Here is a 13,835-nt window from a genome sequence, read left to right as displayed (position 1 = left end):
TTACATGCGCTCCATCACCGCAATCCCCAGCAAGCCGAGGCCGGTTTGCAGGGTTTGCGCGGTCAAATCAGCCAAACGTAAACGGCTGTTACGCACGTCTTCCGCCACCCCGTCTTTCAAGATTGGGCAGGCTTCGTAGAAACTCATGAAATTGCCCGCCAGTTCGTACAAATACGTGCAGAGGTGGTTAGGCAAGCCTTCTTTCGCCACGCTGTCGGTGGCTTCCGCGAATTGCAGCAGCTTCATAGCGAGGGTGCGCTCAGCAGATTCTTGCACGCTGATGTTGGCTCCCGCCCCTGATAAGGGGAGGGTTGGGGAGGGGTTTCCAGCCTTGCGGAAAATGCTCTTGATCCGCGCATAGGCATATTGCAAATACGGCGCGGTATTGCCCTCGAAACTGAGCATGGTTTCCCAGTTGAAGATGTAATCCGAGTTGCGGTTTTTCGACAGGTCGGCGTATTTGACCGCGCCGATACCGACTGTGTGGGCGATGGCGCGGCGTTCGTCTTCTGGCAATTCCGGGTTTTTTTCTGTCACGAGGGTGAAAGCACGTTCTTCGGCCTCTGCCAGCAAATCCACCAGCTTGACCGTGCCGCCGGTGCGGGTTTTGAAGGGCTTGCCGTCTTCGCCGAGCATATTGCCGAAGGGCATGTGTTCCAGCGAGATTTCATCACGCACGAACCCGGCTTTACGCGCCAAGGTGAACACTTGTTGGAAATGCAGCGCTTGGCGGGCATCGGTGAAATACAAGGCACGGTCGACGTTCAGCACACTGCTGCGGTAGCGCAGGGCAGCAAGGTCGGTGGTGGCGTACAAGTAACCGCCGCCTGTTTTCTGCACAATGATCGGGGTAATGCTGCCGTCTTTGTTCTTGAATTCATCGAGGAACGCACACTGTGCGCCTTGGTCTTCCACCAACAAACCTTTGGCCTGTAAGTCGCTAACCACGTTTGCCAAGTCATCGTTGTAAGCACTCTCCGGTTTCACATCGGCGCGGGTCAGGCTCACGCCCAAACGTTCGTACACGGCTTCGCAATGGTGCAAGGAAATGTCGATGAATTGCTGCCAATGGGCGCGGCATTCGGCATCACCGGATTGCAGTTTCACCACGAAATCGCGGGCGGTGTTAGCAAAGTCTGGTTCGTCGTCGAAACGCTTTTTAGCTTCGCGGTAGAAGGTTTCGAGGTCGGCAAGTTGCGGCGCAACATCGCTTACCCCGCCGTTTTGCTCGGCAATGCTGACCATGTGCGCGATCAGCATCCCGAATTGTGTGCCCCAGTCGCCGACGTGGTTTTGGCGGATGACTTTATGGCCTTGGAATTCCAGCACGCGGGCGACGGCATCGCCGATGATGGTGGAACGCAGGTGGCCTACGTGCATTTCTTTGGCGAGGTTGGGGCCGGAGTAGTCGATGACGATGGTTGAAGCTCCACCGCCGGAAGAAAACCCCTCCCGGCCTCCCCTTATCAGGGGAGGAGTAAGAGATTCGGAGAGCCAGCCATTTTTCAAATGGATGTTGATAAAGCCGGGGCCTGCGATTTCGACCTTTTCGGCGACATCGGACAAGTCTAGGGTTGCTAGCAAGCGGGTGGCGAGTTCTCGCGGGTTGGTTTTCAACTGCTTGGCAGCCGCCATGATGCCGTTGGCTTGGTAGTCGCCGAATTCGGGGCGGGCGGAAGGTTTGACTATGGCGGTCACGGTCTCAGGTGCGCCCAAGGTGTGCAGCGCGGCGGTAATGCGGTCATCAAGCAGTTGGCGAATGTTCATTGCAGCTTTCAAGTTAGGTCAAAACGGGGATTTTAGGCGGGTTGCGGGGTAGAATCCACTTTCTGGACTGGGATTCGCAGGATTAAAGGATTGGCAGGATGGCACGGTTAACCTTGGCGGATGGGCGGGCGCTGGATTATCAGGTACGGCAGTCGGCGCGGGCGAAGTACATGCGGATGCAATTACACCCCACCCACGGTTTGCTGGTCACGCAACCGCCGGGAGTAAGCGCCCGTGCTTTGCACCAATGGGTACTCAGCCAACAGCCGTGGATTACCGCTGCTTTGCAAAAACTGGCGCAACATCCGCCGCCCGCTGCTGCGGTTTCCACCTTGCCAGAACGCTTGGCCTTGCTGGCAACGGGCGAAAACCTGCACGTCATTTACACACCCAGCGCCCGCAAGAGCATTACCCTGCACTACCTTGAGCACGCCACCCTGACACTTACCGGGGCGGTCAGCGACCCCGCGCATTGCCAGCAGGCGTTACGCCAGTGGTTGCGCAGCTATGCACAGGTGCATTTAAGCAAACAGTTGCGGCAAGTGGCGGCGGAAACGGGCTTGCATTACGTGAATTGCCGCATCAAGGGGCAGCAAACGCGCTGGGGAAGCTGTTCGGCACGCGGCAACATCAACCTCAATGAAAAGCTGATGCTGCTGCCGCCGGAATGGGTGCGGTATGTGCTGATCCACGAGCTGTGCCATACGGTGGAGATGAACCATTCCAAGCGGTTTTGGGCGCTGGTGGCGGGTTTTGTGCCGGAATACAAGGCAATCCACGCGCAGATGAAGGGGGCAATGGGGCAGTTGCCGGGGTGGGTGCGGTAGGTGCGCTCACGCTAGGTGCTGCTGGAGTTCGGCGAGTTCGGGGTCGCGGCGGTGGTAGCCGGTTTCCTTGATTAGGCGGGCGGCTGCGGCGATGTGGTGTTGAAGACCCTCACCCCCCGCCCCCCTCTCCCGCGAAGCGGTAGAGGGGGTAAGAGATTCCGCCACCAACAACCGCGCCATCTCCAAATGATAATCCGTCAAATGCAGCCGCATCCCGCTGCCGTTGGCGATGTCGAACACTTCCTGCAAGTCCTGCCGGGCGCGGGCGAAGTCGTGGGTGTGGCGGTGCAGGGCGGCGCGGGCGAGCAGGCCGAGTGGCAAATTATGCAATGTTCCTGCTGCACGCAAACCAGCGACAGCCTGATCTAGCCAGTGAAGACCCTCACCCCCAGCCCCTCTCCCGGAGGTAGAGGGGAGTAAGCGTTGTTGCAGATGGGCGCGTCCGAGGGTGAGTTGATTCAGGGCAATATCTAGTAGGTTTCTTTGTCCTTCAGCAATTTTGAGAGCATATTCCGCACGATCTAATACATCCGAAGTATAGTGCTGTACCAACAACAAATCGCAATAACGGAAACCAGACAGTGAAGACATACGGGGAAAATTAGTGAAATGATTTTTCCAAAGTTGCTCCGCTTCCCGGAACAGGGCAAGGGCGGCTGCGGTGTCCCCTGCCTGATGCAGGGCATCGGCGTGGGTTGTGCGTTTGCTCATGCGCTGGAACATATCCCCGGACTGGTCGGCGTAGCGGCTGCTGCGTGCGCCGCTCTCCACCGCTTGCGCCACATCGCCGAGGGTGAGTTGCAGTTCGCTGAGGTTGCTGGCGTTGGTGGCGGCACTTTTCCAGTTTTCCCGCTTTACGTTCATTTCAATGTTTGCCTGCATCGGCTCTAGTGCTTCATGCAGCCGCCCCAAGGCGCGTAAGCGGAAGCCTGCCCAGTTCAGCGCAGCGGCTTTATCGCCTTCCGTCAAACCCGCTGCGGGGGTGTGCCACGGGGTCGAGAAGAAATGCGCTACGGTAGCGAGGTCATCGCTGAAAGCGCCGAGTTTTTTGACGAGGAAAGCCACTTCCTTACGCCGGACACGAGGCCAGTAAACCTCATCCAACGCCTGCTGATGCAACCCCGCTGCACACCCATGCGCCACCGCACTGAACAGCGGCTGCATTTCTTCCAGCGTATCGGGGAATTCTTTCTCCGGCAGGGCTTTGTAGTATTCGTATAGCCGTTCATGCGCCTGCTGCCACGCTTGCGGTTGCTGGGTTTGCAGTTGCCCGCCGAAGTATTCGCGGATCAGCGGGTGGCAGTCGAGGTCGCCGCCGCCGTCATGTTGCGATAACAGGTGGTGTTCTTCGCGCAAACTGGCGATGGCTTCCAGCCATTCGTCTTCATCAATGCCTGCGGTCAGGTGCGGAATCTGCGCATCCCACAGCATTTGCAGCACGTCTTGCCCGATGGGGTGGTCGAACAGCCCCAACAAGTGCAGCAACGCCAGTTCCGGCTCGCCCGCAAACCATTCTTCGTAAGCCTGCATCACCTTGAAGGCATGACGGCTGTCGCGGTTTCCCGTGGCTTTGACCAATGCTTTGAGCGTATCGCGCTTGCGCACATCGCCCTGATGCCGCAGCCGCAACACATTCCCCAGCAAACTCAACGCCAGCGCATGACCGCCGTATTCACCCACCGCCTTGCCCAGTTCCGCCGTGCTGCCCGTTACCCCCAGCGATTGCAGCAACTGGATGCCATCCGCCGCTGTCAGGTTTTGCAAATCGTGGCGGATGACGGTGGGCGCGTCACGGTCACTGAGTTCATGCAGCGCAATCCGCGTGGTGATAATGCACAAGCCGCACGGATGGCGGGCAAGCTGGCGCAGCAACTGGCGGATGGCTTTGTCCTTGAGTTCGCCGCGCATTGCCGCACCGCCGTGTTGCAGCGGCTCCAACCCATCCAGCACCAGCACGTAGCGTTTGCCGTGCAGCAATTCGGCGAGGTGGTCGCCCTTGTCTTCCTCCGACGCAAACCGCTCGCGGCTCGAACCCAGCTTGGCAAACGCATGGCTGAAAAACGGCGTGGCGGAAGTCTGCTTGTCTTCGCTCGCCCCTTGCGAATAGAACGACCACGCGATTAGCACCGGAATGTCGGTGGTGTGGTCGAGCCAGTGGCGCAGGAGTTTGGTTTTGCCAGTGCCGCCGGGGGCGATGAATTGGATGATGCGGGTGGTGGTGTTTGCCCATGCGTCGTTGAGGAGTTGCAGTTCGGCGGAGCGTCCGAAGAAGCCGCCTTTGACGGTGGGGAGGCGGTCGGAGTGGATGTGTTCGGGTGTAGTCGGTTCGTTGGAAATAACTGCGGGTAACAGTGATTGGGCAGGATGCTCAACCCGAATAATAGGATTGACGGTAATAACAGGCGCAACCGTATTGGTGCTTACCGGAGGAACAACATCCTCTTTTTTACGGAACATCGCCCACAGTTGTTTAATGAACCAACCCAATACGGCAATCGCCCCCGCTACCAGCATTGAATACAAAGTCGCCTCACCATCAGTCAGGTCATGCACCCATGCGTGAAAGCAGGTCAGCGATTCGTAGCAAAATTGGGCGGGTTCTGGGCTGTCAGGCATCACATCATCCTTAGCATTGATGCGCTGATAATACCGTTTATCGGCGATTTTGTCCGACTAATCGAAGAAAATCCCCTCTGTCTCCCCTTTTTCAAAGGGGAGTACCCTCCAGCGATGCACCAACAAATTCAGCCAGCATCCCCGTAGTGGTTTTGCAGTTTTTTCAGCAGTTCCAGCCCGCGCTGTTTGTTGCCCCGGCTGGCGAGTGCCTTGAAGCGGTTTTCAGCATCAAACTGGGTGAGTGCCATGATGGTGAATTCTTCGTACAGCTTGTTGATGCTGATATTGCGGGATGTTGCCAGCGTTTTGACCCGTTGGTGGGTGTCTTCTGGCAATCTGACGGTGATTACGCCCATAACGCCTCCTTGATAAATTGTTGGGGAGTGACGATGTTAAGCCCATCGAACAGCAACTCCCCGTTTTTGAAATCACGCACATTCGTGGTAATGATGTATTTGGCTCCACCTGCGATAGCGAGTTCAATTAGGTGATTGTCGCCCTCATCTTGCAGGTTGGGTCGCCAACCGAAATAAATTTTGCACCACTGACAGCAGGCGAGAAAAGCCGACAGAAATTCCATGCGTTCATCGCCATCGAAAGGGCATTTCTGCATTACATCGTCGCGGCTGATAACGTCCAGATATTCGTTGAAAAGGGCATCCGCCATCAAGGGTGTAATTTTGTCCTGCAAGCCAAGTTCTATGACTTGTCGGGCAGTAGCCGCTTCTTTTCCCAACAGGGCAGCGACCATGACATTAGTATCAACAACAACTTTCAAGCGGGTGACTCGCTACGGTTTCAATGCTTTCATGCTAGCGTATATGCTAGCGTTTGTCAGGTGTAAAGTTTGGTCTTTAGGTCTGCGAGTTCCGCATCGCGGCGGTGGTAGCCGGTTTCCTGGATCAGGCGTTCGGCTTCGCGGATGTGGAAAGAAACCCCTCCCGGCCTCCCCTTATCAGGGGAGGGGCATTCTTGCACGGTAGTGGCAGAAGCATCTTGTTCCTCCCCTGATAAGGGGAGGTTAGGAGGGGTTTCTTCCTCCGCCACCAACAACCGCGCCATCTCCAAATGGTAATCCGTCAAATGCAGCCGCATCCCGCTGCCGTCGGCAATGTCGAACACTTCCTGCAAGTCCTGCCGGGCGCGGGCGAAGTCGTGCGTGTGGCGGTGCAGTGCAGCGCGGGCGAGCAGACCGCGAGGTAAATCATCCTGTTGTCCTGCTGCACGTAAACCAGCGACAGCCTGCTCCAGCCAGTGAAGACCCTCACCCCCAGCCCCTCTCCCAGAGGTAGAGGGGAGCAATCGTTGTTGCAGATGGGCGCGTCCAAGGATGAGTTGATCCAGTGCAATACTCAGCAATTGCCCACTATCTTTTGCGATTTTCAAAGCATATTCCGCCCGCTCCAGCACCTCCGCCGTGCTGCCCTGCGCCAACAGCAGGTCGCAGTAGCGGAAACCCCACAGCGAATACAGGCGCGGGTACGCAGGCTGGTGTTCCTGCTGGAGTTGCTCCGCTTCCCGGAACAGGGCAAGGGCGGCGGCGGTGTCCCCTGCCTGATGCAGGGCATCGGCGTGGGTGGTGCGTCTTGCCATACGCTGGAACATATCCCCGGACTGGTCGGCGTAGCGGCTGCTGCGTGCGCCGCTTTCCACCGCTTGCGCCATATCGCCGAGGGTGAGTTGCAGTTCGCTGAGGTTGCTGGCGTTGACAGCGGCACTTTTCCAGTTTTCCCGCTTTACGTTCATTTCGATGTTTGCCTGCATCGGCTCCAGTGCCTCACGCAGCCGCCCCAAGGCGCGTAAGCCGAAGCCTGCCCAGTTCAGAACAGCCGCTTGATCAGACACAATCAGATTGCTCGATACTTTTCGCCAAGGTTCGTCGAAGTAGTGCGAGATAGTTGCAAGTTCATCACTGAATGCCCCCAACTTATGGACGATATAACCTTCATTTGCATTTGAACGAATAATTCGAGGCCAATGTACTTCGTCTTCCACAAGCTGATGCAACCCCGCCGCACACCCATGCGCCACCGCACTAAACAGCGGCTGCATTTCTTCCAGCGTATCGGGCAACTCCTTCTCCGGCAGGGCTTTGTAGTAGCCGTACAGCCGTTCATGCGCCTGTTGCCACGCTTGCGGCTGCTGGGTTTGTAGTTGCCCGCCAAAGTATTCGCGGATCAGCGGGTGGCAGTCGAGGTCGCCGCCGTTGTCATGCTGCGACAACAGGTGGTGTTCTTCGCGCAAAGCCAGCACTGCCTGACCCCATTCCCGCTGTTCTTGTTGGCTGAGTGACGTAGGCTTGGACTTGCCCAACCATTTGCTGAGCCAACCACGCTTGGGCTGGGGTGCTGCGGTCAATCCGGGGATGCGTGCTTGCAGCAATACATCAAGGACAGGCTGGTCAATCGGGTGGTCGAACAAACCCAACAAGTACAACACTTTCAATTCCGCCGTACCCGCCAGCCACGTTTCATACGCCCGCATCACCTTGAAGGCATGGTGTTCGATTTGCCCGCTGCCGTCATTCAGTTCGCGGATGGTGTCACGTCTGAGGATGTCACCGTCCAAATACCGCCGTACCGCATTCCCCAGCAAACTCAAGGCCAGCGCATGACCGCCGTATTCACCCACCGCTTTGCCCAACTCCGCCGTGCTGCCGTTTGCCCCCAGAGATTGCAGCAACTGGATGCCATCCACCTCACACAAGTTTTGCAGATCATGGCTGATAACGGTGGGGGCTTCACGGTCACTGAGTTCATGCACTGCAATCCGCGTGGTGATAATGCACAGGCCGTTGTTGCGCCCCGCCAGACTTTTCAGCAGTTGGCGGATGGCGCGGTCTTTGAGTTCGCCACGCATTCCGCTCCCCGCATGTTGCAGCGGCTCCAAACCATCCAGCACCAGCACGCAACGCTGACGGCGCAACAAGTCAGCGAGGTGTTCACCTTTGTCTTCCTCCGTGGAAAATTTCTCACGGGTTGAGCCGAGCTTTTCAAACGCATGGCTGAAAAACGGCGTGGCGGAAGTCTGCTTGTCTTCACTCGCCCCTTGCGAATAGAACGACCACGCAATCAGCACCGGGATGTCGGTGGTGTGGTCGAGCCAGTGGCGCAGCAGTTTGGTTTTGCCTGTGCCGCCGGGGGCGATGAATTGGATGATGCGGGTGGTGGTGTTTGCCCATGCGTCGTTGAGGAGTTGCAGTTCGGTGGAGCGTCCGAAGAAGCCGCCTTTGACGGTGGGGAGGCGGTCGGAGTGGATAACCCGATCTTCAGATTTCACAACCGCAGGCAATGCAGGTGGTGCAGGATTAACCGTAATGATCGGACTGACTGTAATCGTCGGATTGAGAGTATTAGTATTGCCGGGAGGAGGAGGCGGTATGTCTGTCTTTTTGCGCTTGAATAACCACATTATCAAGCTGCCCAATACCGTCAACAGCAATACCAGAATGCCCGCTTCTGCATTACTGAGGCCATCCAGCCACGTTTCCACGGGTGCTAAATCGGTGGGTAAAGTTTGCGTCGTTGGCGGCGGTAAACTCTCTGGCATGACAAGCCTCTCTGCGATGATGGCAGAATCATACCGTTTATCCGCCCTATTGTCCGATTTTCAGCACACCTAAACCTGATACGCCGCACCATCTTCCTGCACCTGATTCACCAGCGGATTATGGATACGCACCCCGCCAATCACCTGCCCGTGATTCAAATCTTCGCTCAACAAAACGCTGGCGTTTGCCCGCTGTGCCGCTGCGACGATCAACGCATCCCAGAACGATAGCCGAGCCGTTTCCTGAATTTCAGACGCGCTCTGGATCAATAACGGGTCAACCTGCACAACCTCCCATAATTGATACAATTTCAGTTCGGCTCTAGCCGCAGCGTAATTCATCGGGTTACGCAGTTTACGGGTAGCATTGTGGTAAAACTCTTGCATGACCTGTGTGCTGATCACCCCGCAACGTTGCCGCCACAAATCCTGCACGGCTTGCTTGCAGATTTCCTGCCTCCAGCCTGCTGCATGATCGTAGACATACAGCAGGATGTTGCTATCAACGAAAGTTTTTTCGGTCATACATTTCCTCGCGCGTCAAATAATTGCCACCACCGAAGTCATAGCCTTTTTCCATCGAAGCAAAGGCTTTTTCCATCGCCTGCTGGTAAGCATCGTCTTTCTTGAGCAGACGTTCCAATTCTGCCGTCAGCAAGGCACTGATGGATGTCGATTTCTGGGCTGCGAGGATTTTGACTTGCTGGAGCAATTCTTTTTCCAACGAAAGCGTAATATTCTGTTTCATGTGATCACCTCCACACTTTACTGTGTAGCACGTGTTTACGTGTAAAACAATTCCGATCCGATCAACAGGCACATAACCATGACCCTCAGCACTTGGCTTTCCCTCCTCACCCTTTGCCTGATGGGCGCGATGTTCCCCGGCGCAAGCCTTGCGGTGGTGCTGCGCCAAACGCTGAATAACTCGCGCTTGCACGGCGTAGTCACTGGCATTGCCCACGCACTCGGCATCGGGCTGTATGCGCTGCTGTCGGTGCTGGGTTTAGTGTTGCTGTTGCAGCAATCGCCGTTGCTGTTCAAAGGCATCAGTTACGCCGGGGCGGCTTATTTACTGTGGCTGGGCTATCAGGGCTTGCGGGCGCAACCGAACGGCGGGCAAACCAGCAACCCGCTCGCCGCGCCTGCTTCCTTGCGTGATGCTGCCCGCGATGGCTTTTTGATGGCGCTGTTTAACCCCAAAGTGGGGCTGTATTTCCTCGCGCTGTTCAGCCAGTTTGTGCATGTGGGCATGAGTTTTGCGGCGAAAAGTGTGTTCGTCGGCACGATTACGTTGGTGGATGGGGCGTGGTATGTGCTGGTAGCAGCGTTACTGTCGCAGGGGCAAATGCTGGTGTGGTTACGGCAACATCAGGTGTGGATTGAGCGCAGCCTTGGCGTCATTTTGATCTTGCTGGCGCTACGGATATTGCTGCAATAAAGGGCAATCCCACGCCCCCCGCTGATGGGGAGGCCGGGAGTTTTTTTACGCTGACAACTTGTCGATCACGCGCAGCAGTTTTTCTTTTGCCACTTTACCGACTTGGTGCGCCGCGTCGCTTTGCGCCAAACCCAGCACGGTTACGGGATCCATAAAGCTCACCACCACGCTGCCCGGTGCGCTTTCGTACATGACGAAATTGCACGGCAGCAATGTGCCCGCGTTCGGTTCCACTGCCAGAATTTCAGACGCCAATTTAGGGTTGCACGCGCCGAAAATGCGGTAAGGCGCAATGTCTTTATCCATTTTAGCTTTGAAAATGGCTTGTACGTTGACTTCGCTGACCACACCCAAGTGCTCTTCCAGCAATACTGCGCGGACTTTTTCCACCGCTTCGTCAAAGCTGCCCTGAATGGTGGTGTTGAATTCGTATGACATGAGATTTCCTTTCTGTAGTGAAAATATGGGGCGCAAGTGTAAGCAGCCGCGCTAGCCCAAACAATGCAAAATCACAAACCCGGTGCAGCTAGCCGCCCGCTTCCAGTTGCAGCAAATACTGCTTGGCTTCCAACCCGCCTGCGTAGCCTGCCAACTTACCGGATTTGGCAATGACCCGATGGCAGGGAATGATGATGCAAAGCGGGTTCAAGCCGTTGGTGCGCCCGACCGCGCGGACAGCTTGCGGTTGCCCCAGCAGCGCAGCCTGTTCGGCATAACTGCGGGTTTCGCCGTAAGGGATTGCTTGTAACGCCTGCCATGTACGGCGCTGGAATGCCGTGCCATCCAGATGCAGCGGCAGGTCAAATGCTTGCCGCTGGCGGGTGAAGTATTCGTGCAATTGCTGCGCAGCTTGTTCGATCAAGGGGTTACTGCCTGCTTGCACCGCGCCCAACGCCGCTTTGATGCGAGGCCAGTTGGTGCTGAACGCCACCGCCCGCAGCGCCACGGCATCTGCCGCGAGATACAACGTTCCGCACGGGTAATGCCGCTCTTCAAAACAAACTGTCATCCTTGCTCCCTTGAGTTACGCTGCCGCGCTCTCTACTATAACAGAATGAAAAATCAACTCAGCTAGCGCACAAGGAATTTATCATGGGCATCAAACACACCTTGCCATACGTTTGCATTACCGCCTGCTTGCTGTCCGCTTGCGCCAGCCCACCACCAGAGGCGCAACTTGCCCGCGAAATGGCGGGGGTCAGCGGTCAATCGCCAACCTTTATCAATGGCTATCACGACGGTTGCCAAAGTGGTTTATCCGCAGGCGGCAACAATGCTTTCGTCTATTCCAAGGATTTGAGCCAGATAAACAAGAACGAATACAAAATAGGTTGGGAAGATGGTTTCCGCGTGTGCCAATCACGGCAGGTGCAACGCAATAGCACCAACCGTGATAATTTCAATTACCCCTACCTCCCCCCTAACACGGGAATTACGATTGGGGTGCAGTTGTAGGTGAGGCTTCAGTAATTCGTGGTGCGCTGACGCTGGTAATTAATCACGGTGTAGGTGATAGGGTCAATATCAATGCTGACCTGATCCTGCATCTGGTTATTTGGCACAACACCGCCTAGCATCCCCCCCGCGAGGGAACCAATCGGCCCAGCCACAAAGCCCCCAACCACCGTGCCCGTGGTAGACACCACTTGCTTTTCGACATTGTTGTTCAGGGTATAGGAGTAAACCAATGTCCGGCGCTGCGGCGTTACCGTGACGGTAGTCGGCCTGCCTAACATCTGGACAACCTCCTGCTCTGTTGTTTGACCTTCCCTGATCATGCTGAGTTGTTGGTCATCAACCCTAACGTTAGCCACAGGTGTTGCGCAGGCACTCAGCAAGGTGATTAGTAAGGCGTAAGCAAAGAGCTGTTTCATGCATGTTTTCCAGAAGTTGAGAATATCTTGTGTGACATTATAACCACGGCTTTGTTCAAAGTCGGCGAGAGACTGCGTTAGGTCGTCAGCCTGCGGTAAATATCCGCCACCTTCAGCGGCAACTTCTTCACACCTTCATTTACACCAGTAAAATCCAAGCATATACTTTGGATATGACTGATCTAAAACGCAATCTCGAAGCTAAAATCAATCTGCTGCTCACCCTCTTCCCCGTGGTGTTGCTGATTGGTGCGCGGCAAACCGGCAAAACCACCCTCAGCCAACAGCTACGCCCCACTTGGCGTTACTTCGATCTGGAGAATGGCGCAGATTACGACTTCATCAGCCGCGATTATGATTTCTTTTTCCGCGAACACCCGCGCCACGTCATCATCGACGAAGCTCAAGAAAACCCGGAACTGTTCCGCCACTTGCGCGGTGTCATTGATGCGAACCGGGATGAAAAGGGGCGGTTTATCCTGACTGGCTCCAGCTCCCCCGAATTATTGCAGCACGCCAGTGATTCGCTCGCCGGACGCATCGCCATCGTAGAAATCGGCACGCTGAAGATGAACGAAATTCTCCAGCAGCCGCTGCCACCGTTTTACCGCATTTTTGAGCAGCCACTCACGGCAGACACGCTGGATTATCTGAAAACGCTGGAAAACCCGATTCCTGATGTCATTCCCTTGTTCCTGCGGGGCGGCTATCCCGAACCCGTGCTGGCGCAAGACAGTTATGCGTTTGGGGTGTGGATGGAAAACTATTACCAGACCTACATCAACCGCGACATCCGGCGGCTGTTCCCGCGTTTGGATAGCATCCGTTACCGGCGCTTTATCAGTATGCTGGCCTCCCTGTCCGGCATGATCATCAACAAGGCACAATTGGGGCGTTCGGTGGATGTGTCGGAAGTGACGATCCGAGACTACATCGAAATTGCCGACAAAACCTACATCTGGCGCACCATTCCCTCGTTTGAAACCAGCAAAAGCAAATCGGCGCTGAAAATGCCCAAAGGCATCCTGCGTGACAGTGGCCTGACGCACTATCTGGCAGGTATTGAAACCCGCGAAGCCCTGCTGCGTTCCCCACAGTTGGGGCAAAACTTTGAAGCCTTCATCACCGAAGAAATCATTAAAGGCATCCAATCAACCCGCGCTAACCGCTGGGATTATTACTACTTCCGCACCAAGAATGGCGCTGAAGTTGATCTGGTACTGGATGGTAGCTTTGGAACCTTACCGATTGAAATCAAGTTCGGACATCAAACGGCAGTAAAACAGCTAACCGCACTGCGGCAGTTTGTGGAATTGCACGAGTTACCGTTCGGGGTTGTGGTAAACAATAACGCTGAAGTCAAAATGCTGGCGGATAAGATCATCCAAATTCCGGCAGGGTGTTTATAACCCGGCTCGATGCACCGACATACATCACGACCAAAAACGCCACCATCGTTTTTTACCCAGCGCATCAGTAAACTTACTGGGCTGAGAAACATGAATATCTTTGATGTAGCGATGATTTATCGAATTGTCTAGGTTCATTGCCAACAATCCTTTGCGTTGCAGACTTTTCAGTATTGGCGTTAAGAACCTGTCGTCAAACACCTCAATCTTCAGATCAACGAATTTTTGCTGGATAGACCACAGCAACTCGTGAATTTGAACTTCTGATAGTTGCAAATTTTTCAACTGAATTGTCACCAAACAGCTATTCGGTGGAGACATGCAATAATACGCCTCTATTTTGCATAGCCTA

The 13,835-nt window shown here is 55.4% G+C and carries 15 protein-coding genes; 4 read left to right on the top strand and 11 right to left on the bottom strand.

The window, feature by feature from the left end; all coding sequences use genetic code 11:
- Entirely contained in the window at nucleotides 1-1,767 is a 1,767-nt protein-coding gene (argS, locus tag PHE17_RS09985) for an arginine--tRNA ligase (protein WP_301015701.1), read from the bottom strand.
- Nucleotides 1,768-1,865: 98 nt separating this feature from the next.
- Between argS and PHE17_RS09980 the strand changes: the two genes are divergently transcribed.
- Entirely contained in the window at nucleotides 1,866-2,594 is a 729-nt protein-coding gene (locus PHE17_RS09980; protein WP_301015700.1) for a SprT family zinc-dependent metalloprotease, read from the top strand.
- 6 nt (nucleotides 2,595-2,600) lie between these two features.
- Here the strand turns inward: PHE17_RS09980 and PHE17_RS09975 are convergent, their stop codons facing one another.
- The 6 genes from PHE17_RS09975 to PHE17_RS09950 all read right to left on the bottom strand — a co-directional run bounded on the left by PHE17_RS09975 (nucleotide 2,601) and on the right by PHE17_RS09950 (nucleotide 9,507).
- Complete coding sequence (locus PHE17_RS09975) at nucleotides 2,601-5,210, bottom strand: hypothetical protein (protein WP_301015699.1); 2,610 nt, start codon at nucleotides 5,208-5,210, stop codon at nucleotides 2,601-2,603.
- Nucleotides 5,211-5,338: 128 nt separating this feature from the next.
- Nucleotides 5,339-5,566, bottom strand: a complete 228-nt coding sequence (locus PHE17_RS09970) for a toxin-antitoxin system HicB family antitoxin (RefSeq protein WP_301015698.1) — start codon at nucleotides 5,564-5,566, stop codon at nucleotides 5,339-5,341.
- Nucleotides 5,557-5,988 carry a putative toxin-antitoxin system toxin component, PIN family gene (locus PHE17_RS09965; RefSeq protein ID WP_301015697.1) on the bottom strand — a complete coding sequence of 144 codons (432 nt, stop codon included), beginning with the start codon at nucleotides 5,986-5,988 and terminating at the stop codon, nucleotides 5,557-5,559. The genes PHE17_RS09970 and PHE17_RS09965 overlap by 10 nt, the downstream gene beginning before the upstream one ends.
- 56 nt (nucleotides 5,989-6,044) lie before the next feature.
- A complete protein-coding gene (locus tag PHE17_RS09960; protein WP_301015696.1) occupies nucleotides 6,045-8,759 on the bottom strand; it encodes a hypothetical protein in 2,715 nt (904 codons plus the stop codon).
- A gap of 69 nt (nucleotides 8,760-8,828) precedes the next feature.
- Entirely contained in the window at nucleotides 8,829-9,284 is a 456-nt protein-coding gene (locus tag PHE17_RS09955) for a PIN domain-containing protein (RefSeq protein WP_301015695.1), read from the bottom strand.
- Nucleotides 9,262-9,507 carry a hypothetical protein gene (locus PHE17_RS09950; protein ID WP_301015694.1) on the bottom strand — a complete coding sequence of 82 codons (246 nt, stop codon included), beginning with the start codon at nucleotides 9,505-9,507 and terminating at the stop codon, nucleotides 9,262-9,264. Before PHE17_RS09950 ends, PHE17_RS09955 begins: the two co-directional genes overlap by 23 nt.
- A gap of 78 nt (nucleotides 9,508-9,585) precedes the next feature.
- Between PHE17_RS09950 and PHE17_RS09945 the strand changes: the two genes are divergently transcribed.
- Nucleotides 9,586-10,200 (top strand): LysE family translocator, encoded by a 615-nt coding sequence (locus PHE17_RS09945; RefSeq protein WP_301015693.1) that lies wholly within the window; start codon nucleotides 9,586-9,588, stop codon nucleotides 10,198-10,200.
- Between the two features lie 45 nt (nucleotides 10,201-10,245).
- Here PHE17_RS09945 and PHE17_RS09940 read toward each other — a convergent pair whose 3' ends face one another.
- Both PHE17_RS09940 and PHE17_RS09935 read right to left on the bottom strand, forming a co-directional pair.
- Nucleotides 10,246-10,638, bottom strand: coding sequence for a DUF302 domain-containing protein (locus tag PHE17_RS09940; protein ID WP_301015692.1), 393 nt, complete (start codon nucleotides 10,636-10,638; stop codon nucleotides 10,246-10,248).
- Nucleotides 10,639-10,726: 88 nt separating this feature from the next.
- Entirely contained in the window at nucleotides 10,727-11,209 is a 483-nt protein-coding gene (locus PHE17_RS09935; RefSeq protein WP_301015691.1) for a methylated-DNA--[protein]-cysteine S-methyltransferase, read from the bottom strand.
- 83 nt (nucleotides 11,210-11,292) lie between these two features.
- On the opposite strand from PHE17_RS09935, the gene PHE17_RS09930 reads away from it, so the two are divergent.
- Entirely contained in the window at nucleotides 11,293-11,655 is a 363-nt protein-coding gene (locus PHE17_RS09930) for a hypothetical protein (protein WP_301015690.1), read from the top strand.
- Nucleotides 11,656-11,663: 8 nt separating this feature from the next.
- On the opposite strand, the gene PHE17_RS09925 is transcribed toward PHE17_RS09930, so the two are convergent.
- On the bottom strand, nucleotides 11,664-12,074 hold the full coding sequence (locus PHE17_RS09925) for a hypothetical protein (protein WP_301015689.1): 411 nt from the start codon (nucleotides 12,072-12,074) through the stop codon (nucleotides 11,664-11,666).
- 173 nt (nucleotides 12,075-12,247) lie between these two features.
- Between PHE17_RS09925 and PHE17_RS09920 the strand changes: the two genes are divergently transcribed.
- The gene (locus PHE17_RS09920; RefSeq protein ID WP_301015688.1) at nucleotides 12,248-13,483 is read left to right on the top strand and encodes an ATP-binding protein; all 1,236 of its coding nucleotides are present in this window, start codon (nucleotides 12,248-12,250) and stop codon (nucleotides 13,481-13,483) included.
- A gap of 24 nt (nucleotides 13,484-13,507) precedes the next feature.
- Here the strand turns inward: PHE17_RS09920 and PHE17_RS09915 are convergent, their stop codons facing one another.
- Nucleotides 13,508-13,768: a hypothetical protein gene (locus PHE17_RS09915; protein WP_301015687.1), complete on the bottom strand. Its 261-nt coding sequence runs from the start codon at nucleotides 13,766-13,768 to the stop codon at nucleotides 13,508-13,510.
- Nucleotides 13,769-13,835 lie beyond the last annotated feature (67 nt).

Source organism: Thiothrix sp., from assembly GCF_028714775.1.
Taxonomy (GTDB): Bacteria; Pseudomonadota; Gammaproteobacteria; order Thiotrichales; family Thiotrichaceae; genus Thiothrix.
Note: the sequence above shows the minus strand (reverse complement) of the source record. Positions and strands in the feature narration are given on the sequence as shown.